The following is a 24409-nucleotide window of genomic DNA, read 5'->3' on the forward strand; positions in this document are numbered from 1 at the left end:
ATATACAAATAGTAAAAAGCGAGGATCTGAATATCCCTTTCCACCGAAAAAGAGTCAATAAGCATGCTGGTTTATCAACCAAACGTTTTCTTCTATGCTTTGCCGGAATTGATATAAGGCGGGGTGTCGGCGCAGCGGTTTGCCGCGCCGTGAACGTTGATTAGTCCTGATTGATCAGGCGCATGACTCGCTGATGTTCAGAGGGGGCCAGCCGCTGAAAAGCAGGAAGCAGATTTCCAGCCGCGGTTTCAAGGGCAGTAACCAGCGACTGCGCCGCCGCCGACAGCTGGCGACCCTGAGGTGTTATCACGCCAAAAAAGTAGGGGATCTCTTCTTCCAGCGGTCGGATGACTACGCCATCAAGCGGCAGACCCCAGGCCGTAACGGGTTCGAGTATCGCCACGCCAAGGCCCGCGCGGACGCAGGCGAGGATATTAGCGGAGGAATTGGTTTCAATGGTTTCATGCGGCGCGACCCTGAGCTTTTTCAGCACTTTCTCAAGGCTCCCACGCAGGCGCAGCGGATTCAGCGGCGCGATTAAACGGCGTCCCGTCAGGCAGCTAAGCGTAACCTGCTGCGCCGTGGCCAGGGGGTCCCCCTGAGGCAGCGCCACCACGCACCGCGACTGACCTATCCAGTGCAGCTCGACCGCGTGATGTTCAAGCGGGAGGCTGCACAGGCCAATATCCGCCTCAGCGGCAATAATCGCGTGCGTAGTCTGCTCTGCGGACTGGCTGATAATCTGGACTTTATTCTGCAGGTCCAGCGCGGCCAGTGCCTGCGGCAGCAGACCGGCGGCCAGCGCGGGCGTCGCGGCGATTCTGACAGGACGGTGCTGCTGGTGGCCAATTTCCTGTGCGCGGTGGCGGACCTGTTGCAGCGATACCAGCGCTCTCTGTACGTACTGATGCAGCTGTAGCGCTTCTTCGGTCGGGTGGAGTCGTGGCCCGTTACGGATAAACAGCGGGTAGCCCACCGACTGCTCCAGCTCCTGTATCAGGCGTGAAACCGTAGGCTGTGAGCGTTTGAGCGCTTTCGCGGCGGCGGTGACGCTGCCAGCAGAAATTACGCAGGCAAAGGCTTCCAGCTGTTTTATATCAAGGTCAAATAGAGTGGTCATCCTGCGCACTATCCCTAACTCGCTGATAATCCCCGACAAGCGCGTGGGAAACCTTTTAATCATAGAGAGACTGAGCGGAATAAGCTATCAGGAGTGCGGGGGAAGGTCATCGGAACACGTCAGGTAACAACGGAGAAGCTGATGCGCCACAGGGGCCAGAAAGCAAAAACCCCCGCCTGAGCGAGGGTTTGAAATGATGGTGCCCGGACTCGGAATCGAACCAAGGACACGGGGATTTTCAATCCCTGAGTCAAAGTTAATAGTTTGTAAACAGGCGTATTTGCATACTGTAAAGAGTGTGCAAAATGAAAATACTTCCCGTTATTTCTCCCAAAGGTGGAGAAGGCAAATCCACGTTTGCTGCTTACCTTGCCGGTTTTCTTGCCGATGCCTGTCTGAACACCCTCCTTGTGGATGCAGACTATTCCCAGCCCACAGCCAGCAGTATCTTCGCGCTGGAGCATGAATCCCCTTTCGGTCTTTATGAATTGCTGATGCAGATGGTCAGTGACCATACGCAATGCATTTCGCAGACCGCCATAAAAAATCTCGATGTCATCTACTCTAACGACCCGGATGAATTGTTGCCGACCGCGATGCTCCACGCTGCAGACGGCCGTCTGCGCCTGCGTAACATACTTCAGCATCCTTTCTTTAACCGATATGACGTCATTATTGTGGATTCGAAAGGCGCAACAGGCGTTATGACCGAACTTTCCCTCCTGTCCTCTACCGGTAATGTGATGGGCGTTGTTAAACCCATCCTTCCGGATGTCCGTGAATTTATCCGCGGCTCCCTTCATATGCTTACCCGCCTGAAAACCTATGAAAATTACGGTATCCGCCTTCCTGATATTTCCATTCTCGTCAACTGTATCGAAAACACCCTGCTTGACCGTGAAGCAATGGACGGTCTTGCCGCCATCATTAACGAAAAACACTACGACGCCTCTGCGCTGGGCAACCGTGACGTTTATCGTTTACTCGATACCCGTATCGAGGCGCTGGATATTTTCAAACTGGGGCACGTCAAGCAGCAGCCCGTGCATCGTCTTGAATACAAAACACGCCGCAAAGGTCCGGCCGCAGCCGTCACCATGCACGACCTCGCGTGTGAACTGTTCCCTGAGTGGCAGAGCCATTTCAGTGACGTTCTGACCCGGGAGGTGCGCCATGTCTGAGATAATGATGCCCTGCTCTTATGAGGCTGAGCAGGCCGTACTGGGCGGACTGATGCTTGATAACGACCGGTGGGATGAGGTGATACTGCAAATCTCCCCGGAAGATTTGTTTTCCCGGCCACATCGCATGGTCTTCCGCGTGATGGCCGAGCTGGCCGGAGAAGGGCTACCGCTCGATCTCATCACTATTACGGAACGGCTGGAGAACAGAGGCGACCTTGAACAGTGTGGCGGCTTTGCTTATCTGGCTGAAATGAGTAAAAACACGCCGTCTGCAGCCAATATCCTGGCTTACGCCGGGGTGGTGGCGGAGAAAAGCCGCCTGCGGCAGCTGATGACAGTGGGTAACAGTCTTCTTTCCGATGTGCAGGCCCCGAAAGCCAGCTCGGCCGGCATCCTTGAGTCGGCCGAAGGCAAGCTGTTTAACATTGCCGAACAGGGAGCCATGCAGCTTAACAGTGAGACCGGCGTTAACGAGGCGCTGGATAAACTCCTGACGCATCTGGAAAGCATGTCCGCCAGTGACGGCCTCACCGGGACACCGACCGGTTTCAGTGAACTGGACGCGATGACCTGTGGTCTCCAGCCCGGCGATCTGGCCCTGCTGGCCGCCCGTCCTTCCATGGGGAAAACGTCGCTGGCCATGGCCGCCTGCACCGCGGCCGTGGGCGCAAAACCTGACGATCACGTCTTTGTGTTCAGTCTTGAAATGCCCTCAGAGCAGCTGATGATGCGCCTGCTGGCGATGGAAGGCCGGGTAGAGCTGTCCCGGCTTCGCAGCGGCAACATGGATGATGAAGACTGGGCTCGCGTGTCAGCGGCTACCGGTCGCATTATTGAATGGAAAAACCGTCTGATCATTGATGATACCAGTTACCAGACCCCGGCCACACTGCGCGCCCGCGCCCGTCGCTATGTCCGCAAATACGGCAGACCCTCTCTCATCATGCTGGACTATCTGCAGCTTGTCCGCTCCCCCGAGCAGGAAAACCGCACGCAGGAAATAGCGGAAATTTCCCGCTCGCTTAAGGCGCTCGGTAAAGAGCTGGGCTGTCCGGTACTGGCGCTTTCCCAGCTCAACCGCCTTGTGGAGCAGCGGGCCGATAAGCGCCCCAATAATGGTGACCTGCGTGACTCCGGTGCGCTGGAGCAGGATGCAGACCTCATCATGTTTATTTACCGGGATGAGGTTTATAACCCCGGCACCCCTGATGCCGGGGTGGCTGAGATCATTGTCGGCAAGCAGCGTCAGGGGCCAACCGGCACGGTAAAAGTCAAATTTGACGGGCGTTACACCCTCTTTTCGGAGTTTCAGGAAGGCAGCTATGACTTCGGTTACCGCAGCGGGAGGAAACAGGCATGAGCCGTAAAAGTTCTAACGTGGGGGCTGCCATGCTGCAGCCCGGACGCCAGTCGCAGGCGGCCGGCAATATCAGCGTCATGCCGGCGGCTGAAATGCCCATGGTCCTGACGCTCGACCAGTTAAGCCCGAATCCTGATAATCCGCGAACATCACGCAACCCGCGTTATGACGATATCAAGGCTTCCATCCGTTCGCGCGGGCTGGACACCGTACCCAAAGTCACCCGTGACCCGGATGGTGAGCCCGATATGTACATCTTCAGCGACGGGGGTAATACACGTTATCAGATCCTGTCAGAACTGTGGCAGGAGACCGGAGAAGACCGGTTTTTCCGCGTCCATGTGTTGTTCAAGCCGTGGCCGGGACGGCTGCAGTGTGTTATCGGCCATCTGGCAGAGAATGAAGTGCGCGGGGAGCTGAGCTTTATTGAAAAAGCGCAGGGGATCCATAAAGCCCGATCTATATATGAAGAGCAGATGGGAAAGACGGTTTCGTTGCGTCAGTTGTCAGAGCTACTGACCCATGAAGGTTTGCCAGTCCATTACTCAACAGTCAGCCGTATGGAAGATGCGCTGAAATATCTTTATCCGTGGATCCCAGACCTGCTTGAGTCCGGGCTCGGCAGGCCGCAGATAACGGCGCTGCTGGCGCTCCGGCATGATGCGGAACGCGTGTGGGATGAGTTTAGCCTGCTTTCAGATGTCAGCGAAAAATCCTTCAGCGACGTTTTTGGCCAGTGTTGTGGCCGTTTCAACTCCCCGGAACTGTGGTCTCTGGAGATGTTTCGCGATGAATTTATTGGTGATTTACTGCAGGCGTTACCCCATCCGGAACTGGACTATGACCGCTGGATGATGGAACTCGATCCTAAAGAACGCAACCGCAGACATCACTTTGGCGAGCCGGAGACAGTTGCCTTTCCCGCCGCAAACAAGCCTGTTAATGCTGATCACGCCCTGCATACCACAGGCTCAGATGAGAGTGAAGGCGTCCCGCTACCTGTCTCTAGTTCACGTCCTGAGGTCTCAGGAGGGGCTGTAACGCCCGTTCCGGGTAATGCGTCTTCTCCTACTGAAACACCGATTAATGAGCCCCCCCGGCATGAGGTTCAGCCAGATATGTACGGTGCCGCGCCGGTTATTTCAGGTGAGAGCGGGGATGTTAGCAGGCTGATTACCCTCTCCGATGGGTACGGAGAAGAGAATGGTGAAGAAGAGGATAATGGGGAGGATGGCCTGCTTTCTCTTTTAACACCAGAACCTGAAGTTGTCCTGCAGGATGACGCGCCGGTGACTAATGACAGCATCTGGCATGTGCCGGCCCATCAGGACGATACCGAACACCTGCAGAATACCGCTTTTCGTCTGGCCTGGGAGCTGGGTGAGGTCCTTGGCTGCGAAGATGAAATTCTTCCTCAACGCGACAACGACATGTCTGCCGGTTACGTCGCGGCAGGTGAGGAGTGTTCTGAAGCCGCCGCATTTCTGCTGGGCCTGACCGGCGAAGCGCCTGTGCTGCATCCTGCGGCAGGAGTGTGTGGTCTGCCGGAGCTTTTCACCGGCGGCCCGGGTGAGGGGGAAGCACCTGCACTGACAGATGAAGATGCTCTGAAACTGCTGCGCCTCATGCGCGTTATGCGCCGTCTTCGGGAGCTGCAACGTGGTCTGACGTACGGGGAGGATAACAGTGATGAATAACTCACAGCGACAGTTGCGACTGCTGAATCTTGTCAGGAAACTGCTGAAGCTGGGCCGCAGCAACAGTAATGCCCATGAGGCAGGACTGGCCCTGCAGCGTGCCCAGAAGCTGATGGCCAGATACGGTATCAGCGAGCTTGACGCCGGTCTTACATCTGTGCGCGAGGCGTCTTCCCGCACGGCCCCTTCGGATGCTGAAAAAGTTCCGGAATGGATGGTGACCCTTGTCCGGGGCGTCTGTCATGCCTTTGGCTGCCGCGCTTATTACTCATGGCGTCAGACCTCTGCTGGGTATCGCCGTTCGGTAACCTTTTACGGATTCAGTGAAAAACCAGAGATAGCAGCCTATGCCTTTGATGTGCTGACGCGCCAGCTGAAAGATGCCACAAATTCTTATCTCAAAACCCAGAGTAAGCTGCTGAAACTGGCCACACGCCGGGCGAGAGCGGAGCAGTTCCGTGACGGCTGGGTATGTGGGGTGCGTGAGGTGATATCGGCAACTGACATCAGCAGCGAGGAGCAGCAGGTGATGAGCCACTGGCTGGAAAGCCGCAGTATGAAAACAGTCACAACCCGTGAGCTGAAAGCCTGCCGCGGGGCGGATACAGCACGTTATCAGGGGTATGAAGCCGGACAAAATGCCCGTCTTCATCAGGGTGTCAGCGGCCGGGGTCCGGCAGCCATTGGTTACCGTCAGGATTAAGGGGGAATGATGAACAGTTTATCTCAGGCTGCCAACGGATTGCTGATGCAGCTGGTTATGGATCTCAGAAGTGGCTATCTGCGCCGCTGCGAATCGCTGGGACTGAACCGCGAGGAAATGCAGATGCTGCAGGGGCTCTCGCTCGAAGAGCTTCACTACCTTTCCGGCAGTGAGGTGTCGATCATCAGTGTGGGCATCAATCACGGCAATCTGGTGCGCATGCTGCAGCAGGCCCGGACGGAACAGAAACGACTCCAGCGTATCGATCGGGCACTGGCGCTGGGCGGCTCCATTGAACTGATGGCCAATTACTTTGGGCTCTCCAGTACGGACGTGGCGGCCCGCCGTCGTATTGCCGGTAACATCGTTGTGACCTGGGCGGTCGGCCATTTACTCGAAACTGCCAGCCCTGAAGCCTATGGCGAGCAGTATGGCAGGCCATGGCGTGCCGATGTTCTGCCTTTGCTGCCTGAGGCCTGGAAAATGGTCGTCAAAGATCAGACAAAATCGCAGTTCACCGTTATCAGTAATCTGCTCAAAAAGGCGTCTGAGGTAGTCATCGCCACCGATGCCGACCGCGAGGGAGAAGTTATCGCGCGTGAGCTGCTGGAATACTGCCGCTACAGCGGCGCGGTGCGCCGGCTCTGGTTATCAGCCCTGGATGAGGCCAGTGTGAAGGAAGCACTGGGCAATATTCTTCCCGGAGAAAAAACAGCTCTGCTGTATGATGCCGGCAAGGGCCGGAGCCAGGCTGACTGGCTCATCGGTATGAACCTGACCCGCCTTTATACTCTCAAAGCCCGTGAATCAGGGGTGTCAGAAGTGCTGTCCGTCGGGCGGGTACAGACGCCGACGCTTGCCATGGTGGTTAACCGGGATAATGAAATCACGTCCTTCGTGCCAAAGCCCTGGTGGCAGGTACATGCGCTTATTGAAAAAGAGGGTGTCCGGTTCCGGGCTGGCTGGGTGCCCGTTGAGCAGTACTGTGACGAGGAAAAGCGTTGCATCAATCCTCAGGCAGCCCGGGCGGTGGGACAGCTTTGTCAGCAGCAGGGCAGGGCTGCTGTACTGGAGGTGACCCAGAAGCGGGAGAAAACGGCTGCGCCGCTCTGTTTTGACCTAGGCACCCTTCAGCAGGTCTGTTCCCGAAAATTCGGCATGGGCGCAAATGATGTGCTCGCCATTGCTCAGGCACTTTACGAAACCCATAAAGCGACCACCTACCCCCGGACAGACTGCGGTTTCCTTCCAACTTCGATGCAGCAGGAAATACCCGACGTTCTGGCGGCAGTGGCAAAATCCGATCCCGCTGTGGCCCCGGTACTGAATCAGCTGGACAGGCAGTTTGTCTCGCGTGTCTGGAATGACAAGAAAATCACCGCGCACCATGCCATCATTCCCACCCGACAGGCATTTGATTTGTCGCGCCTCAGCGCCGATGAGCTGAAGGTCTACCATCTGATTCGCCAGCATTATTTCGCCCAGTTCCTTCCGCTGCAGGAATCTGACGTGACGGAGGCGTCTTTTAATATCGGTGGCCAGCTGTTCCGTACACGCGGGAAAGTCGGTGTGGTGACGGGCTGGAAGTCATTGTTCCAGGCTGAAAAAGATGACGATGAAGAGGACGTCGACGGTGACAGTATGGCGCTGCCGGCGCTGGCAAAAGGGGATATTTGCGCTGTCACCGGTGCTGAGGTTAAGGATATGAAAACCACTCCGCCTAAACCGTTCACAGAGGGGACGCTGATTGCTGCCATGAAGAACGCGGCCAGTTTCGTCAGTGACCCGAAGCTGAAGAAAGTGCTGCGTGATAACGCAGGTCTGGGCACAGAGGCGACGCGTGCGGCCGTGCTTGAAACCCTCTTCAAACGACACTATCTGGAGAAAAAAGGGAAGCACATCCACTCAACGCAGATGGCACGGGAGCTGATTGCGGCCCTGCCGGAAACGCTGACGAGCCCTGGTATGACGGCATTATGGGAGCAGGCACTGGATGATATTTCGCAGGGGAAAATGTCGCTTGCGGTCTTTATGCAAAAGCAGCTGCAGTGGACCCGTCACCTTGTCGAAAAAGGCCGCCAGGACAGTGTGAAAATCACCGCTCCCGTCACGCCTCCCTGCCCGTTATGTAAAGGCCCCACACGTAAACGTAAAGGTAAAAATGGTGATTTCTGGGGGTGCATACGCTATCCGGACTGTGAGGGAATTATCAGTACAGGTAAGAAGAAAGCAGCGAAGCGTAAAAAAACATCGGTTAAGGCTAAAACAGAATAATCCGCGCAGTATTGAACTATTTCACTGTACAACCCAGGGGCGGGTTCTGCTATTGTTGCCAGGCTTTGATGCATAGGTGCCCCGCTGGCCACGGTGCTGTAAGGTAAACTTTAACGGGATTTACCCTCAGCAGGCCTGGCAGGAAGTATTGCACACTAACTGACCTGTAAGACGCATGCACTCCGTGAAAACCGCGTCGGGATTATTCCCCGGAGACAGATGAGACGACCGCAGGTTAAGGCACTGACCCCAGGGCACCGGAAACGGTGCCCTTTTATTTTTACGGATCACGTTTTCCATTTTGACCGTTGACATTCCGGGAGGACGGTTTAATTATAAAAGTGCTAAACCGTCGTTCATACGACCACCAATGATTCAGTAGCCTGTGAGAATCGCCTTCGGGTGGCTACAGCGAAAGCTCCTGTAACCTGAAAGGGAGCAAACTTTGGTACATCTGCGCACCTTTGAAAGCAGATATCGCCTGTACAAGCGCATTACGACGCGGCGATGAAGGTTCCTTCAACATACCAGACTCTCAGGATTCAACCGATCCTGACCCCCGACGGGAAACCACTCCCGTCAGGGCAGATGGTTTCTCCGTCGTACCTATTTTTACCTCCATGGAGAAAACATCATGTCTGCAAACAATACTTCTGCATCTGCAAAATCTGAGTACTTCAACCTGACTATTAAAGGCATCGGGTATCTCAGCAACATCCGCCAGGTTAACCATCAGAATGGCTCGTTCCTCAGCTGCGTAATCAATGCACTGAGTGGTCCGACTGACAATCCGGCCTACGTCCGTTTTGACATTTCTGTCGCAGGTAAAGAGGCTACCAGCCTTATCGCCCGCTGCCAGAAAGCCGTCGATGAAGACAAAAAAGTCCTGTTGGGCTTTAACCTGAGTAATCCGTCCACGGACATATTTACGCTGAACAAGGGCGAGCATGCCGGCGAACAGCGTGTCAGTCTGAAAGCCCGCCTGATAAAGGTGGACTGGATCAAAATAGGCCAGGACATGGTCTACAAGACTGAAAAATCTGACTCCGTGCCGCCGCAGAATGGCTCTGCCGCACAACAAAACTACGCAGAAAACTCATTCTGATGCGCACCTGACACACCCCGTTCGCGGGGTGTTTCTTTATTCCTTACAGGAGAAATGATTATGTCCTCACGCGGCGTTAACAAGGTGATTCTTGTCGGAAACCTCGGCCAGGATCCTGAAGTGCGTTATATTCCTAACGGCAGTGCAGTTGCCACCCTTTCTCTGGCCACGTCTGAGAGCTGGCGCGATAAGCAGTCCGGCGAACAGAAAGAAGTGACCGAATGGCATCGGGTGGTTATTTTCGGCAAGCTGGCAGAAATTGCGGGTGAATATCTGCGCAAAGGCTCCCAGGTTTACATCGAGGGCCAGCTGCGCACTCGCAAATGGACCGATCAGGCCGGCCAGGAGAAATACACCACAGAGGTGGTGGTCAATATTGGTGGCACCATGCAGATGCTTGGCGGTCGGCAGTCCGGCAGCGGTCAGAATACGTCTCCCCGGAATGACTGGGGCCAGCCTCAGCAACCTTCCGGACCGACTCACAGTGGCCAGGCTTCCGGCAGCAGTGCCGGTGCGCCACCGATGGACTTCGATGACGATATACCGTTCATTGGATTCGGGTATGGAGTACCAAAATCGGCAATCCATGCACTCTGAACAGCCTTTGGGCAGTTGCTCTGAACTTACACATAATCCGGTCAGCATTTAAGGATAACTGACATGCCTGTTATACTGAGGATCAACGGTTTCCGGTTCTTTTTTTATTCTAATGAAGGTAACCCGCTCGAACCTGCACACATTCACGTAATGAAAGCAGGTAGTGAAGCCAAATTCTGGTTAACGCCATCAGTGGCACTGGCCAGTAACGATGGGTTTAATTCACGGGTATTAAAAGAACTGACGGGGATCGTTGAAGATAACCAAGCATTGTTTCTGGAGGCCTGGAATGACTATTTCAGCTAAACGGGTCAGCTTCGATGAGGCCACGATGTGGGTTGAACTCAACGACGCCCGTACCATCGGTGTGCCGCTGGCATGGTTTCCATGCCTGTTGCATGCTTCAACTGAACAGCTTAACAGCTATGAACTGAGTCCCCGTGGTATCCACTGGGACGCGCTGGACGAAGACATTTCTGTTGCGGGTTTGCTTGAAGGCCGCGGCGATGTGACCCATCGTCCCCATAAAGTAGCCTGACAGCGCGCTATTAGTGAAAAACGCTGGCTTTTGCCGGCGTTTTTTTTCATCAACGGAAAATCAGTTGTTAATTGAGTGAAACCGGACCGATTCCGCACAGTGAGGGCTGTTTTATCACTGTACAGGAAAATTCCGGATGAAACGTAACACCTCTCACAACATATTTTCACCAGGCAGGCTTGCCACTGTTCTTCCCCTGCTGCTCCTTGCGGGCTGTGTTTCCCAGCCGCAAAAGTTGCAGCACCGCGCGCCTGCCGACCCGACACCCGGCACCACCGTCACCCGCAACGTTCAGCCGGTCTCTCCGGACGAGTATGCGCGGACGCCGGAAGTGGTGCGCTACGATCGTTATCTGCTGGTCAGTACCGATCCGCAGGCGGCCCAGCGTGACCCTCTCTCGCAGATTATTGATATTCGCATCCCGTCATCCCTGCATCCTACCGTGGCGGATGCGCTGCGTTACGCCCTGCGCCAGTCCGGTTATTCCCTGTGCGCGACCGGCTCCGCCAACGGCGTGCTTTACCGCCAGGCATTGCCAGCGGTTCAGTACCAGCTGGGCCCGATGCGCCTGCGTACTGCCCTGCAGGTCCTGGCCGGTCCGGCCTGGCAGCTTGAGGTGGATGATGTACAGCGTGTGGTCTGCCACAGCCTGCGCGACGGCTACCAGCTGCCGGTCTCCCAGCTTCCGCCGCCGGTCAGCAGCTGGTCCACGCCTGCGCCGTCAGCCGTGTCACAACCGGCCATCAGCGCCCCTCAGTCCGTCCCCGTTAAACCTGTCAGCGGAGGGTTTCTGAGAAAATGAGCGAACAGCAACCATTCCATACTGACCCCACTCCGGCCCGTAAAAGATTCAGCTGGCGTCCACGCCGCCGCCTCATCTGGGGCGCTGCCGGCGGTGTGGCGCTGGCCGGCATTCTGGCGCTGGGCTACACCGCCTTCAGTCTGAGCATATCGAACCTTGATGAACGCCTTACACGCCTTGAATCTCAGGGCAGTACAGCGGCCACTGTTGAGACAGTCGCGGCCCTGCAGTCAGATGTGACCATGCTCAGAACCGGTCTGCAGGACACCCGGAAAAAACTTGGTGAGATGCAGCAGGAGCTGAGCGCAGCAGCGAAACAGGCCGGTAGCGAAGACGCCATGCGTCAGTCATTGCGAACCCTCCAGGAGGCACAGCAGGGGCTGGAAACCCGCCTGAGTGCGCTCACTGAGCAGCTGACAGCGCTGAAAACACAACCCGTACCCGCCGCGCCTGTCGCCGCACCGGTCAAAAAAAACGAGCCTGCTGCAAAGAAGCCTCGTCCCGCTGACACACGTCGTGCTGCTCCGTCCCTTCGCGTGGCCCGCAATGCGCCTTTTGTGCTGACGGGCGTGGAGAAGCGGGGGGCAGAGTCCTGGGCTGCCATCGCGCCCCGGGGCTACAGCAGCCTGTCGCAGGTGGCCCTGGTCGGAGAGGGCGAAACCGTTGCCGGCTGGACGCTGGTCAGTGCCGGTTATGGTGAGGCGACGTTTCGGGTTAATGGCCGCCTGACCGTGCTCAGAGCAGAATAACGGAGCGAATGATGAAACTGAAACATCCCTTTTTAACCGCCATGCTGCTGAGTCCCCTGACCCTGGCCGCGACCACACCAGGACAGACGGATGTCAGCCGACAGGAATCAACACAACGGGCGGACTCCGCACAGCAAAACCTGCAGCAGCAGGCCGGTCAGTGGGGACTCAGTGCCGACGATTATCAGCGTTATCAGCAGCTGATGAAGGGACCCCGGGGTATCCAGTCGCCGGGTCTCGATCCGCTTTCCACCCTCGGTATCGAGGCGCAGACGCCGGCAGAGCGCCGTAAGTTTGCTGAAAAGTGGGTGAAGGAAGAGTTTGCCCGCACCCAGAAAGAGCTTGATTTCCAGCGTGAGGTGAACGCGGCCTGGCAGCGCCTGTATCCGGGCACACTGCCGGTCAATATGGGGAACGCCTCCGGCGTGGCGCACGACAGTGGCGGCCGGCTGGCGCTGTTCGTCAGGTCAAAAGACTGCGCCACCTGCGACGCGAAACTGTCTGCCGTGCTGGCTGACAACCGGCCAGTGGACATCTATCTGGTCGACAGCCAGGGCAGTGATGATGCGCTTCGCAGCTGGGCGCGGGACCATCACATTCCCGTGGAAAAGGTCCGCAGGCGCCAGATCACGCTTATCCTCCTGCTCGCCTGGCTTGTTTTCGGCCATCCGGTCAGTGACCTTAACGACGCACTGCATAAGGAGGCAACGGCATGGCGCACCGCGCCGCCCGGGCACTACATGAGGGAGGAATGCCCGGTGCCTGATAATGCGACTCCACCTGAGGCAAAGCCGGCAGCCTGCACCGTCACTGCCGTCTCCACAGAAACCGTGGCGAACAATTACCTGCTGTCATTGCGGACCATATGGATCATTTTTTTCATTCTGTCGAATGTCCTGTATGTGCTCTGGCGCTTACTGGCGGATGCCCTGCGTTATCACTCTCAGCCCTGCAGGGAAGCCGGCTCCGCAAAGGGGCGTATATCCGCATGGCCGACGGTAAAATTATAAAGGAGGCAGACGATGAGTAACCGTTACGTCATTGAAGCTCTGCTGCGTCCGGCCGTTGAGCTGAATACCGCCGTGGTATCGGGCATGGCGGCGTATGTCTGTGTCCAGGCACCCTGGGCTGTCGCTCTGGCTCCGTCTGTCAGCTATGTCACCGCAGCCGGGTTTGCGGCGCTGGCCGTCACCCGCACGCATCAGGGGATGAAGATTATTCGTTACCGCCGGAATCTCCGCCGTCTGCCGCGCTATGTCATGAGCACTAAACAGATCCCCGTCAGTCATCGTCGCCTGTTTCTCGGCCGGGGGTTCCGCTGGACGCAGAAACACACCCAGCGCCTGCAGGATACGCTGCGCCCTGAAGTGGCACGTTACCTGCAGCCAAACCGCTTTTACCTGGGGGCGCGTCAGCTCGAAATGATGACAGAGCACCGTCTGCCCTGGCTGGGTAAGCTGCTGAGTGCCGATACGCCGCTGAACCCGGTGCGGCCATTACCACCGGTGGGCGGGAATCCGGCGCTGCACGGCATCGAGCCCGACGAAAAAGACGTCACCCTGGCTCTGGGGGAGCGCGTAGGCCATACGGTGGTGTACGGCACCACGCGCGTCGGGAAGACCCGGCTGGCAGAGCTGCTGGTCACCCAGGATATCCGGCGGGGTGAAGTCACCATCGTGTTTGATCCGAAAGGTGACGCAGACCTGATGAAACGCGTCTGGGCAGAGGCCCACCGGGCCGGGCGCGGGAATGAGTTGTATATCTTTCATCTCGGCTGGCCTGAAATTTCAGCCCGTTATAATGCCGTCGGGCGTTTTGGTCGCGTGTCAGAGGTGGCGTCCCGCGTGGCCGGTCAGCTTTCAGGGGAAGGCAATAATGCCGCCTTTCGTGAATTTGCCTGGCGGTTCGTCAACATTATTGCCCGTGCGCTGGTTGCCCTGGGTGAACGCCCTGACTATACGCTGATTATGCGCTACGTGAACAATATCGCCGATCTCTATATCCGCTACGCCGAGAAAATCATTCATGAGCAACTGCCCTCTCTGCAGACGCAGATTGAGAATAATCAGCAGGTGCTGGGCGAGGACGACGTGCCCCGTAACATGCAGGGACAGCCGGATGCGTTACGCATCTGGGCCATCGAGGTTGCGCTGAGTTCTGAGGAGGGTAAAAAACTCTACGATCCCATCCTCGACGGGCTGCGCTCAGCGGTGCGTTATGACCGCACTTACTTTGACAAAATCGTGGCATCCCTGCTGCCGCTGCTGGAAAAACTGACCACCGGCAAAACCGCTGAACTGCTGGCTCCCGACTATCTCGATATGGATGACTCACGGCCCATATTTGACTGGGAGCAAATCATCCGTAAAAAGGCTGTGGTGTATGTGGGGCTCGATGCGCTCAGTGACAGTATGGTAGCGAGCGCGGTGGGCAATTCCATGTTCGCCGATCTGGTGAGCGTGGCCGGCCATATCTACAAACACGGTATCAATGCGGGCCTGCCTGGCGGGAAAGAAGGGAAGTCCCTGATTAACCTGCACTGCGATGAGTTTAACGAGCTGATGGGCGATGAGTTTATCCCTCTCATCAACAAAGGTGGCGGTGCCGGCATGCAGGCAACGGCCTATACCCAGACGTCTTCTGATATTGAGGCCCGCATCGGGAATGCGGCCAAGACGACCCAGGTACAGGGTAACTTTAACAACCTGATTATGCTGCGCGTCAGGGAAAACCGCACCGCCGAGCTGCTGACCACGCAGCTGCCGCAGGTGGAAATTTACACCAAAACGCTGGTCTCCGGGCACCAGGACACGGCAGATGTCAATGCTGACCAGGACTTTACTTCAAGCACCCAGGACCGCGTCGGGACGGTAAAAGTCCCGCTGCTGGAGCCGGCCGATATCGTGACGCTGCCGAAAGGGCAGGCGTTTGCCCTGCTGGAAGGCGGGCAACTGTGGAAAATCCGCATGCCGCTGCCTGCCGGGGATGCTGATGATGTGCTGATGCCGGAAAGCATCGAGAAAATAGCGGAGGAGATGCGTCGCAGCTATCACAGCGGCGAATCCTGGTGGCGGGACGGTCCAGCCCTGAACGTGCCGGTCGCAGGAGGGGAGAATGGCTGAGGTAAAACGTCCCCCACAGCAGCAGACGCTGCCGGAACGCAAGCACGGCATTCTGTATAACCTGCTCTGGGGCTGGCCGTGGGCCCTGGTGGGCGTGGTGCTGTCCTCGCTGCTGCTGAGCCTGCTGATTGAATATATCGGCATCGCCTTCTTCTGGCCGGAAGCCGGGGCGGCGCACAGTGAAGCGGTTATGAACACCGAGCTGGGGTGGCTGTCCACAGAGTTCACCCGCAGCCTGCTGCTGTCTGAGCCATCGGTGACGGTTGTGCGCTGGGTGAGCACTGCCTATCAGTGGGCCTTTGTGGACAGTGGCTTCCTGGACTGGGTCCGGCAGCAGTATGCGCACCAGATGCATAGTGACAATGCCGTCACCCGGGAAATCAACAGCTGGAGCGGCTGGCTTGCCGGCTACCTGCGTGAATACCTGCTGGCCACGGTATGGATAAGCATTATCACCCTGGTACGCGTCACCATCCTGGTGCTGTCCGTGCCGCTGTTTGTGCTGGTCGTAGTGGTGGCTCTGGTTGAGGGGCTGGGGCGGCGTGATCTGCGGCGTTACGGGGCGGGGTATGAAAGTTCTTTTGTCTATCACCATGCCAAGAAGCTGGTCAAACCGGCAGCTGTGGTGCCCGCCATGCTGTACCTTTCCTGGCCTACTGCAGTCTACCCCAATCTGCTGTTACTGCCGGCGGCTGTCCTGCTGGGTATAGCCGTTACCGTGACCACTGCCTCATTCAAGAAGTATCTTTAATCAGGGCTGGACGGAGGCGTGCAAAACGTGTTTTGCGCGCCTGCCGTCAGCAGACAAGCCATGCGCACACGGGGTCAGGCGCGTCAGTATTTATCTGTCATGCGCGTAGCCTCTTTCACCCGGTACCTGACCAGCATAAGGAAGTCATAAGGTGCTGTATCCCAGAGTAAAGGGTCGAAATAATCACCATATTTCATACGAAAGGTGTTGTTTAATTGTTCTCCCAGCGATAGAAATTCCTCAACGCATTTATGGGCATGGTTCACTCCAGTGGCATAGATGTCAGAATGAAACAAGGCTTACCATTATCTTGGGATAGTTCCAGCCATACCTCAATGCGATAGCAATTTCTCGCTTCTGAACTTCCTCTTTTAATTACAATCCCAGTAGGATATGTAAAATACATAGATGTTTTTTCTCCAGGGAATACCCCGGGCTGGAATTTGCCCAACATCTATATTTCATTTTATGCACTCTGATCACCTTTGTAGTCAAAACGTAAGCATACAGCGAGAGCCGTCTGGTCATAATCTGATGTATCCGACAAAGTGGTGTCCACCAAATAAGTATTGGGAACCAAATTGTCTGATATGCAGAAAAATGTGACTCCCTGCAGTCGAAAAGGCTGCCCTAATTATTCTCCTGAGTTTAAACAGCAGCTCGTTGCCACCTCTGCGAACCCGGAATATCCATCTCAAAACTTGCGCTTGAAAATGGCATCAACATCAATCTGCTGTTCAAATGGCGCCAGCAATGGTACGAGGGAAAGCTCCTGTTACCTTCTTCAGATAGTCCTCAGCTACTTCCTGTGATTCTCGATGCCGCTGCCGTACAGCCAGAACCGCCTGCAGAGGACCCGGAAGCCCTCAGTATCAGCTGTGAGGTAACGTTTCGGCACGGGATACTCCGTCTCAATGGCACTGTCAGCGAAAAGCTTCTGACTCTGCTGATATAGGAAGTGAAGCGATGCCCTTGTTACCCCCCGGGACCAAAATCAGGCTGGTTGCTGACATCACTGACAAGTGCAACGGCTTCAACCACCTGCTGCAAAAGTGTAGACGGCACTAAAAGACGACACGATGTCCGGCCACGCCTTCATCTTCCGGGGCCGCAGTGGCAGTCAGGTCGTACTGCTGTGGTCTACTGGCGACGGGCTGTGCCTGCTACCAAACGGCTGAAGCGTGGGCGCTTCGCCTGGCCGTCCGCTGGTGATGGCAAAGTGTTCCTGACGCCAGCACAACTGGCGATGTTGATGGAAGGCATCGACTGGCGACAGCCGAAGCGGTTGCTCACATCTCTGACCATGCTGTAAATCTCTATATCCTAGTTGTTGCAGAACAAGCCTGGTAAAATAGGGCTTATGAATGATACCTCGTCTGACGACATCCTTCTGCTGAAAAAGCGTCTGGCCGAACAGGAAGCGCTGAACCGTGCCCTGCTGGAAAAACTGGCCGATCGTGAACGCGAGATAGACCACCTGCAGGCGCAACCGTATAAGCTCCGCCGGATGAACTTCGGTAGTCGTTCCAAAAATGCCTCCCGCCGTATCGCACAGATGGATGCTGACCTGAAGGCGCTTCAGACAGAAAGTAACACTCCCTCCGGGCGGGTAGATGATCCGGAGGTTCAACGTCCACTGCGTCATACCCGCACCCGTACACCATTCCCCGAATCTCTCCCCCGTGACGAGAAACGGCTGTTGCCTGCAGAGTCGTGCTGTCCGGACTGTGGTGGCTCGCTGAGTTAACTGGGTGAGGATGCCCTAACGCATCGCACTGGCAACTGAATAATGCATCCCGGTTAATACGGCTCTCGCTCTACGCTTACGTACCTTTCAGAGCTGGGCGGCGCTTTCTGACATGCAGATCGATCAGGGATTGATGCATGTGGTTCCGGTGACAGAAGCCATGGCTTGTCTTCTGATAGACCCACTACTGAAAGATGTTCCTGACGATGAACTTTGAGAGGAGGGAAAGTTTGTTGTTACGGGGGGCTTTTAGTCAATCCCTGGGCAATACGATGGTAAACAGGCATCCTGCTGCTGTTGCACTTTCGACCAGCACCTTACCATGATGCAGTTCAGTAATGGTTTTGACGATTGATAATCCCAGACCTGTATTCTCTGCTTCGGTTCGCGCAACATCAATGCGGTAGAATCGATCGAAAATATAAGGCAGATGTCCGGCGGCTATACCTTCTCCGTTATCCTTGACGCTTAAATACGTAAAATGTTCGTCACTGTGGGCTGAGAGTATAATTTGCCCATTTAGACCCGTGTGGCGTATGGCATTTGAAAGTAAATTCGAGAGTGCGCGTTGCAAAAGATGAGGATCGGCTCTCAGGATGATATCGCCCGTGCTTTTAAGGCTGATATTTTTCTCCTCAGCTAAAACATCATAAAAGTCGATCAGTTTTTCAAATTCATGCTGGCTCCGCAGCGTCTCTTTGGACAATATTTCACGTCGGTTATCTGCGCGGGCCAAAAACAGCATTGATGAAATGGTGCGGGACAGGCGTTCGCCTTCCTCAACAATCTCAGCCAGCGCATCCTGATACTCTGCTCTGCTGCGATCTTTGCTTTGGGTGACACTGGCAACTGAAATAAGATTATTAATGGGGGCACGCAGCTCGTGGGCGATATCGGATGAAAAGCGATTCAACTGCTGGAATGAGGCTTCAAGCCGCGTCATCATCTGGTCGAATGACGTCGCCAGTTCATTGAGCTCATTTGGCCAGCGCTGTGTGGAAATGCGTCTGTGCAGATCTTCGGCATGAATCCTGGCGATTGCGCTGCTAATCTTACGCAGTGGAGAAAGCCCCCGACGCGCCAGACAATAGCCGATTGCCGCGAAGGCGGCAATGGCGATTGCGGCGAAAACTTGCATGGTGTGGTAATAGCTCTCAATAATTTTATTATTTTTTGAAACGTTGAGTGCCGCCTGAACCACCCACTTTTGATTGTCGTTAAGCTTGAACAATGTTGAAGTGATCAGGTATTTCTCTGTGTGTCCGCCAGCATGGTAGCGCCACGAACTGTAGCTGAAGGCTTTCGTCGGCTCTAAAAAGTCAGACCGGGGTATACGCATATTTTTTGTTTGAGAATAAACCCTGCCGTCAGGGCTGATTATACGTAGTGACAGTCGTTCCTGCAGGGCGACAAATTCTAACAGTTCGGTCTGCCAGGGTTCTTCAATCCCGCGTCTCTGGCTGATGATCGATGCTATCTTTCCCTGAAACTGTAGGGAGCTCTTCAGCTCCTGCTCATCCTTTTGATTAAGCTGTGTACGCATTGTCGAGTAAAGCATGCCCGACACGCAATACAATACGATAGCCATGGTCACTGAAAAATAGAGCGTGAGACGCAGGGTCATCGACAAATTTCTTAATGCATTCATGATAGCTGTAGTTCCAGCACATATCCCGCACCGCGCAGGGTGTGCAGTAATTTATGTTCAAAACCCTCATCTATTTTACTGCGTAATCGACGGATCGCGACATCGATAACATTGGTTTCAGGGTCGAAGTTCATTTCCCAGACCTGCTCGGCTAGTACGGTGCGCGAAACCACCTCGCCCGTGCGGCGCATAAGCAGACTTAACAGCAGAAATTCTTTCTGCGTCAGTTCAATACGGGTGTTACCACGTGTCACTTTGTGTTTAAGCAGGTCGAGCGTGAGATCGCTGACCTGCAGCAGACTCTCTTCGACAGCAGGCCGGTGGGCATTCTGACGGCGCAGGATCACCCGCACTCTGGCGAGCAGTTCACTAAAGGAGAAGGGTTTGATCAGGTAGTCTTCAGCCCCTAATTCGAGTCCGCGAACTCTGTCTTCAACGTCGTCTCGCGCGGTAAGAAACATTATCGGAGTTTGCTTGCCGGTCTGACGCAATATCTCGAAAACTTTCCAGCCATCAATACCCGGCAGCATGACGTCGAGAATTGCCAGGTCATAGTCATTACTGAGCAGAAAATGTAGCCCGTCAACGCCATTAAGGGCGACATCAACGACAAAATTATTTTCCATCAATCCCTTAGCAATATATTCAGACGCCATTCTCTGGTCTTCAACAAGTAATACCCTCATGACACCTCCTAAATCAGTCAACCACGTTGCCTGCAACACTGATACGTATGTTCTATTAAGCTGGGGGAGCTGCCCGCTTATCATCCAGTGCGACGCCAGACTGACCTGGCCTCACCGTCCAGCGGCTGAACCATAAGTACACCACCGGCGTGGTAAACAGTGTCAGTGCCTGAGACACCACCAGTCCGCCGACAATCGCAATGCCAAGAGGCTGGCGGAGCTCAGAGCCTGCCCCCGTACCCAGTGCCAGCGGAACCGCGCCGAGAAGCGCAGCCATCGTGGTCATCATGATCGGCCTGAAGCGCAGCAGGCATCCTTGACGGATAGCTTCATAAGGTGATAGCCCCTCATTACGTTCGGCAGCCAGTGCAAAGTCCACCATCATGATGGCGTTCTTTTTAACGATGCCGACCAGAAGCAGGATCCCAATCATGCCCATGATCGACAAATCCTGCCCGGTCAACATCAGGGCTCCCAGTGCGCCGATGCCTGCTGAGGGCAAGGTAGAGATAATAGTCAGCGGATGAATGGCATTCTCATACAGCACGCCCAGAAGAATATAAACAGCGATAATGGCTGAAAGAATAAGCCAGGGCTGCGATTTTAGCGAACTCTGGAACGACTGGGCTGCGCCCTGAAAGCTGGCACTGATATCATCTGGCAGACCGGCCTGCAACGTCGTGTTTTGTACGGCGGTGACAGCTTTACCCAGTGACTGGCCAGGTTTAAGATTGAAAGACAACGTTACCGCTGGGAATGGCCCCTGATGATTGACCGTAACAGGGGCCAGACCGCTGGTGAAATGACCAAGGATATCCATCGAAACGAGGTTCTGCGACAGGCTTGATCGCACATAAAGATGTTTAAGGCTATCGCTGTTTTCCTGCCAACTGGGGTCAAGTTCAAGTATCACGTGGTCCTGGTCGATCTGCGTATACATGGTTGCGATCTGGCGCTGTCCGAAAGCATCATATAACGCGTTATCAATGTCCTGCGCACTGACGCCGAGACGCGAGGCCAGCTGACGATCAATAACGAGTGTGGTCTGTGGGGCCTGAGCCTGCTGATCCGACGTGACATCGGTCAACTGCGGCAGTTTTTGTAGTTTTGCGAGCAGTATGCCAGACCACTGACTCAGTTCAGTGCTGTTAGCCGACTGTAACGTATATTGAAATTGTGTCTTACTGACGCGGGCGCCGACCTGGATATCCTGCTGGGCCTGCAGGTAAAGTACGGCACCCGGCAAACTTTTGGTCTTCTGATTAAGACGGGCGATAACAGCGGCTGCATTGTCATGTCGTTGTGAAAAAGGCTTAAGGCTGATAATCATGTGACCCTGACTTAGCGTCGGGTTGGCACCTACCCAGTAACGCACATTCATAACCGCAGGATCTGCCTCGGCAATGTGTGCCATCTGCCCAACCTGAGTGCGCATTTGTTCAAACCCGATATCCGGTGCAGCCTGTACTATTCCGGTTATCATGCCCGTATCCTGCTGAGGGAAAAAACCTTTCGGGATGACGACATACAGTATGACTGTCAGCGCAAGCGTCAGCAGGGTAACCCCTAACGTTATGCGTTGGTGGCCCAGTACCCAGTCGAGACACCGACGATAGCCAGATAGCATTCGGTCAAATACTGCCTCTGTGAGCTGGAAGAAACGGCCGTGCTTTTCTTCGCTGTGCGGTTTCAAAACGCGTGCGCTGAGCATGGGGATCACGGTCAGCGCCACTATGCCGGACATCAGCACGGCAATGCTTATGGTCGCGGCGAACTCACGGAATAAACGGCCGACAATACCGCCCATGAGCAGGATGGGGACAAAAACGGTAATAAGCGACAGGGTCATTGAAACGATGGTAAATCCAACTTCATGCACGCCGTCGATGGATGCCTGAAAGGGATTTTTACCCATTTCCATATGCCGATAGATATTTTCCATGACCACGACGGCGTCATCAACGACAAAGCCGACTGCAATAGAAAGCGCCATGACCGAGAGGTTATCAAGACTGTAGCCGAGCAGGTACATCACGCCAAAGGTTGCCATTAATGACAGGGGAATGGTAATCGACGGGATAAGGGTCGCGGTGACGTTTCTAAGAAAGATAAAAATCACCATAACAACCAATATGATAGAAAGTAGCAGCGTAAACTGTACATCCTTGATTGAGGCATTAATGGTTTGTGTACGATCACCGATCATATCAACTTTCACATCTTTCGGAAGTGAAGCGGTTAGCTGTGGCAGGTGCGATTTGATATTGTTAACGGTATCGACGACGTTAAACCCAGCCTGCTTATGCACGTCCATAATGATCGATGGCCGATCGTGAAAAAAAGCCGCCTCGTGGGTATCTTCCGATGAATCAATGACCCTCCCCAGATCGCTGAGATGAATAGGCATTCCATTCTTATAGGCCACGACCAGCTCTTTATATTGTGACGTCTTCAGCAGTTGGTCGGTACTGTTAAGGACCATATTGCGTGCGGGACCGCTGATGTTGCCCTTCGGCATGTCAACTGTACTGATACCGACAATGCTGCGCACGTCTTCCAGGGTCATGCCATGCGCCGCCAGCGAATCCGGATCAATCTGAATACGCACCGCTGGATGCTGCTGTCCATGAAAGTCGACCAGTCCGACACCGGGCATCTGTGAAATCTGTTGGCCCAGATAGTGCTCGGTATATTCGTCAAGCTGCGGAAGGGTGTGCTCAGGAGAGGTCAGCGCCAGAGAGATAAGGGTTGCCTCTGCCGGGTTCACCTTATGCAGCGTTGGCGGATCGGTCATATCCTTTGGCAGTGAACCATTGGCCGAGGTCATAGCGGTTTGTACGTCCTGCACGGCGGCATTAATATCGCGTGACAGGTCCATCTGAAGCGCAATCTGTGTCACACCAGTGGAGCTTGAAGAGGTCATAGATGATACATCGGGTACTGACGACAGCGCCTTTTCAAGCGGCGTGGCGACAGAGGTGGCCATTGTTTCGGCGCTGGCGCCTGGCAGTTTGGCGGAGATCTGAATGGTAGGAAAATCCACCTGTGGCAACGCCGCCACAGGCAGCAGGAAGTAAGCCACTACGCCGAGTAGCATCACACCTATCGCAACCAGTGAGGTGCCAATGTAGCGTTGAATAAACAGTTTGAAAAGATTCATTGCGCGACGCCCTGTGAGGGGGGGAGGGGGGACACCTTTTCGCCGGCGGTGAGTCGGAACTGACCACTCGACGCTACGCGTTGACCTGGATTAAGCCCTGAAATAATTTGTTGCATGCCGTCAACGGTTTCACCCGTTTTAACCCACTGTACTGCAACGGTATTATCGGGCTTAACCAGGTAAACAAAGCTACCCTCCTGTCCCTGTTGTACCGCTGACACGGGAACCACATTCGCATTCGGGATCTCGCCTTCAATCAGCCTGACGCTGATAAGTTCTCCTGGCCATAACGCCTTATCTTCATTGGTGAAAAGAGCTTTTAGCTGGATTTGTCCGCTCGTGCCAGCCACCTGGCTGTCAATAAACGAGAGGGTGCCTTCGGCAATTTCATGCCTTTCATCACGCGTAAGTGCATAGACCTTTAGCGGTGTTTTGGCATTGGCTTTCAGAATGGTGGGTAACTCGCCCTGCGGAACGGAAAAGGCGACCGAAACGGGATTGATCTGGGTGATGGTTACCAGTCCGTTAGCATCAGACCCATGAACGATTGAGCCTGCATCGATCTGTCGTTGTCCCGCACGGCCGGAAATAGGCGCAGTGACGCGGGTATAGCCCAGCTGTAACTGCGCAATATCAACGTTGGCTTTATCGCCGTCGATAGCGGCCTTAATAGCCGAAACCTGTGCCTTTAACGTGTCCGCTGTCTGAATTGGACCCGCACCGGCCGCTGCAAGCTTGCTGGCACGCGTGTAATCAACCAGCGTACTTGCCAGTTGAGCCTGGTCTTTCTCCATTGTTGCCCTGGCCTGCAGTAACTGGGCCTGATAAATCCGGGGATCGACCTGTGCGAGCAATTCACCCGCATGAACCCACTGACCTTCTGTGAAATAGACATGTTGCAGCTCCCCATCAGCCCGAACTTTCACATTCACCGTGTTTAGCGCCTGCACGTTACCAATTTCGGCGATCGATATGGGAAGAGTTTTGGTCTCAACGCTTTTAATGCCAATGGGAACCGGGCTATCGCCAGCCACTTTGGCTGTTGCTGCAGTTGCCTTGCCCAGACAGACGATAGCGCTAATAAGTAAAATCGCCAGAACGGCCAGGAGAAACGCGCGCGCGCGACTCGCTGACTTGCCTCTCAATTTGCTGTAGGTTTTAGACAC

General features: G+C 55.0%; 18 protein-coding genes and 4 pseudogenes. 17 read left to right on the forward strand and 5 right to left on the reverse strand.

Translation table 11 applies throughout. The annotated features are described in order from the left end of the window. Window positions 1-160: 160 nt before the first annotated feature. Window positions 161-1120, reverse strand: a complete 960-nt coding sequence (locus AAGR22_RS02230; RefSeq protein ID WP_345829997.1) for a LysR family transcriptional regulator — start codon at window positions 1118-1120, stop codon at window positions 161-163. 305 nt (window positions 1121-1425) lie between these two features. Here AAGR22_RS02230 and AAGR22_RS02235 point away from each other — a divergent pair, with 305 nt between their 5' ends. The 17 genes and pseudogenes from AAGR22_RS02235 to AAGR22_RS02315 form a co-directional block, all read left to right on the forward strand. After that, window positions 1426-2301: a ParA family protein gene (locus tag AAGR22_RS02235; RefSeq protein ID WP_345829998.1), complete on the forward strand. Its 876-nt coding sequence runs from the start codon at window positions 1426-1428 to the stop codon at window positions 2299-2301. Continuing rightward, window positions 2294-3664, forward strand: coding sequence for an SPI-7-type island replicative DNA helicase (dnaB-PI, locus tag AAGR22_RS02240; protein WP_345829999.1), 1371 nt, complete (start codon window positions 2294-2296; stop codon window positions 3662-3664). The genes AAGR22_RS02235 and dnaB-PI overlap by 8 nt, the downstream gene beginning before the upstream one ends. After that, entirely contained in the window at window positions 3661-5361 is a 1701-nt protein-coding gene (locus AAGR22_RS02245; protein WP_345830001.1) for a ParB family protein, read from the forward strand. The genes dnaB-PI and AAGR22_RS02245 overlap by 4 nt, the downstream gene beginning before the upstream one ends. Further along, window positions 5354-6064, forward strand: coding sequence for a DUF2786 domain-containing protein (locus AAGR22_RS02250; protein WP_345830003.1), 711 nt, complete (start codon window positions 5354-5356; stop codon window positions 6062-6064). Before AAGR22_RS02245 ends, AAGR22_RS02250 begins: the two co-directional genes overlap by 8 nt. A gap of 6 nt (window positions 6065-6070) precedes the next feature. Continuing rightward, window positions 6071-8338 (forward strand): STY4526/YPO1902 family pathogenicity island replication protein, encoded by a 2268-nt coding sequence (locus AAGR22_RS02255; RefSeq protein ID WP_345830005.1) that lies wholly within the window; start codon window positions 6071-6073, stop codon window positions 8336-8338. Between the two features lie 634 nt (window positions 8339-8972). Further along, on the forward strand, window positions 8973-9443 hold the full coding sequence (locus tag AAGR22_RS02260) for an STY4534 family ICE replication protein (protein ID WP_016807974.1): 471 nt from the start codon (window positions 8973-8975) through the stop codon (window positions 9441-9443). Between the two features lie 60 nt (window positions 9444-9503). Continuing rightward, complete coding sequence (locus AAGR22_RS02265) at window positions 9504-10040, forward strand: single-stranded DNA-binding protein (protein WP_345830011.1); 537 nt, start codon at window positions 9504-9506, stop codon at window positions 10038-10040. 63 nt (window positions 10041-10103) lie between these two features. After that, the gene (locus tag AAGR22_RS02270; protein ID WP_016807972.1) at window positions 10104-10346 is read left to right on the forward strand and encodes a DUF4160 domain-containing protein; all 243 of its coding nucleotides are present in this window, start codon (window positions 10104-10106) and stop codon (window positions 10344-10346) included. Then, window positions 10330-10578, forward strand: a complete 249-nt coding sequence (locus AAGR22_RS02275; RefSeq protein WP_345830017.1) for a DUF2442 domain-containing protein — start codon at window positions 10330-10332, stop codon at window positions 10576-10578. Before AAGR22_RS02270 ends, AAGR22_RS02275 begins: the two co-directional genes overlap by 17 nt. A 136-nt stretch (window positions 10579-10714) precedes the next feature. Next, on the forward strand, window positions 10715-11380 hold the full coding sequence (locus tag AAGR22_RS02280) for a PilL N-terminal domain-containing protein (protein WP_345830018.1): 666 nt from the start codon (window positions 10715-10717) through the stop codon (window positions 11378-11380). Beyond that, window positions 11377-12129: a hypothetical protein gene (locus AAGR22_RS02285; RefSeq protein ID WP_345830019.1), complete on the forward strand. Its 753-nt coding sequence runs from the start codon at window positions 11377-11379 to the stop codon at window positions 12127-12129. The genes AAGR22_RS02280 and AAGR22_RS02285 overlap by 4 nt, the downstream gene beginning before the upstream one ends. Before the next feature lie 11 nt (window positions 12130-12140). Then, a pseudogene (locus AAGR22_RS02290) lies at window positions 12141-12764 on the forward strand (TIGR03759 family integrating conjugative element protein); the annotation flags it as partial. Window positions 12765-13151: 387 nt separating this feature from the next. Next, window positions 13152-15251 carry a type IV conjugative transfer system coupling protein TraD gene (gene traD / locus AAGR22_RS02295; protein ID WP_345830021.1) on the forward strand — a complete coding sequence of 700 codons (2100 nt, stop codon included), beginning with the start codon at window positions 13152-13154 and terminating at the stop codon, window positions 15249-15251. Further along, window positions 15244-16002 (forward strand): TIGR03747 family integrating conjugative element membrane protein, encoded by a 759-nt coding sequence (locus AAGR22_RS02300; protein WP_006785966.1) that lies wholly within the window; start codon window positions 15244-15246, stop codon window positions 16000-16002. Before traD ends, AAGR22_RS02300 begins: the two co-directional genes overlap by 8 nt. A gap of 966 nt (window positions 16003-16968) precedes the next feature. Beyond that, a pseudogene (gene tnpB / locus AAGR22_RS02305) lies at window positions 16969-17314 on the forward strand (IS66 family insertion sequence element accessory protein TnpB). Between the two features lie 48 nt (window positions 17315-17362). Further along, window positions 17363-17746 (forward strand): annotated as a pseudogene (locus AAGR22_RS02310) (IS66 family transposase); the annotation flags it as partial. A gap of 82 nt (window positions 17747-17828) precedes the next feature. Next, window positions 17829-17963: pseudogene (locus AAGR22_RS02315) on the forward strand (YbiU family protein); the annotation flags it as partial. Between the two features lie 39 nt (window positions 17964-18002). Here AAGR22_RS02315 and AAGR22_RS02320 read toward each other — a convergent pair. Genes AAGR22_RS02320 through AAGR22_RS02335 form a run of 4 tightly spaced genes read right to left on the reverse strand, consistent with a single transcriptional unit; the run spans window position 18003 to window position 24409 of the window. Next, the gene (locus AAGR22_RS02320) at window positions 18003-19373 is read right to left on the reverse strand and encodes a heavy metal sensor histidine kinase (protein WP_345830032.1); all 1371 of its coding nucleotides are present in this window, start codon (window positions 19371-19373) and stop codon (window positions 18003-18005) included. Between the two features lie 20 nt (window positions 19374-19393). Further along, on the reverse strand, window positions 19394-20083 hold the full coding sequence (locus tag AAGR22_RS02325) for a heavy metal response regulator transcription factor (protein ID WP_345830034.1): 690 nt from the start codon (window positions 20081-20083) through the stop codon (window positions 19394-19396). A 55-nt stretch (window positions 20084-20138) separates the two neighbouring features. Continuing rightward, window positions 20139-23243: an efflux RND transporter permease subunit gene (locus AAGR22_RS02330; RefSeq protein WP_345830036.1), complete on the reverse strand. Its 3105-nt coding sequence runs from the start codon at window positions 23241-23243 to the stop codon at window positions 20139-20141. Next, window positions 23240-24409, reverse strand: a complete 1170-nt coding sequence (locus AAGR22_RS02335; RefSeq protein ID WP_345830038.1) for an efflux RND transporter periplasmic adaptor subunit — start codon at window positions 24407-24409, stop codon at window positions 23240-23242. The genes AAGR22_RS02330 and AAGR22_RS02335 overlap by 4 nt, the downstream gene beginning before the upstream one ends.

The organism is Erwinia sp. HDF1-3R, from assembly GCF_039621855.1.
GTDB lineage: Bacteria > Pseudomonadota > Gammaproteobacteria > Enterobacterales > Enterobacteriaceae > Erwinia.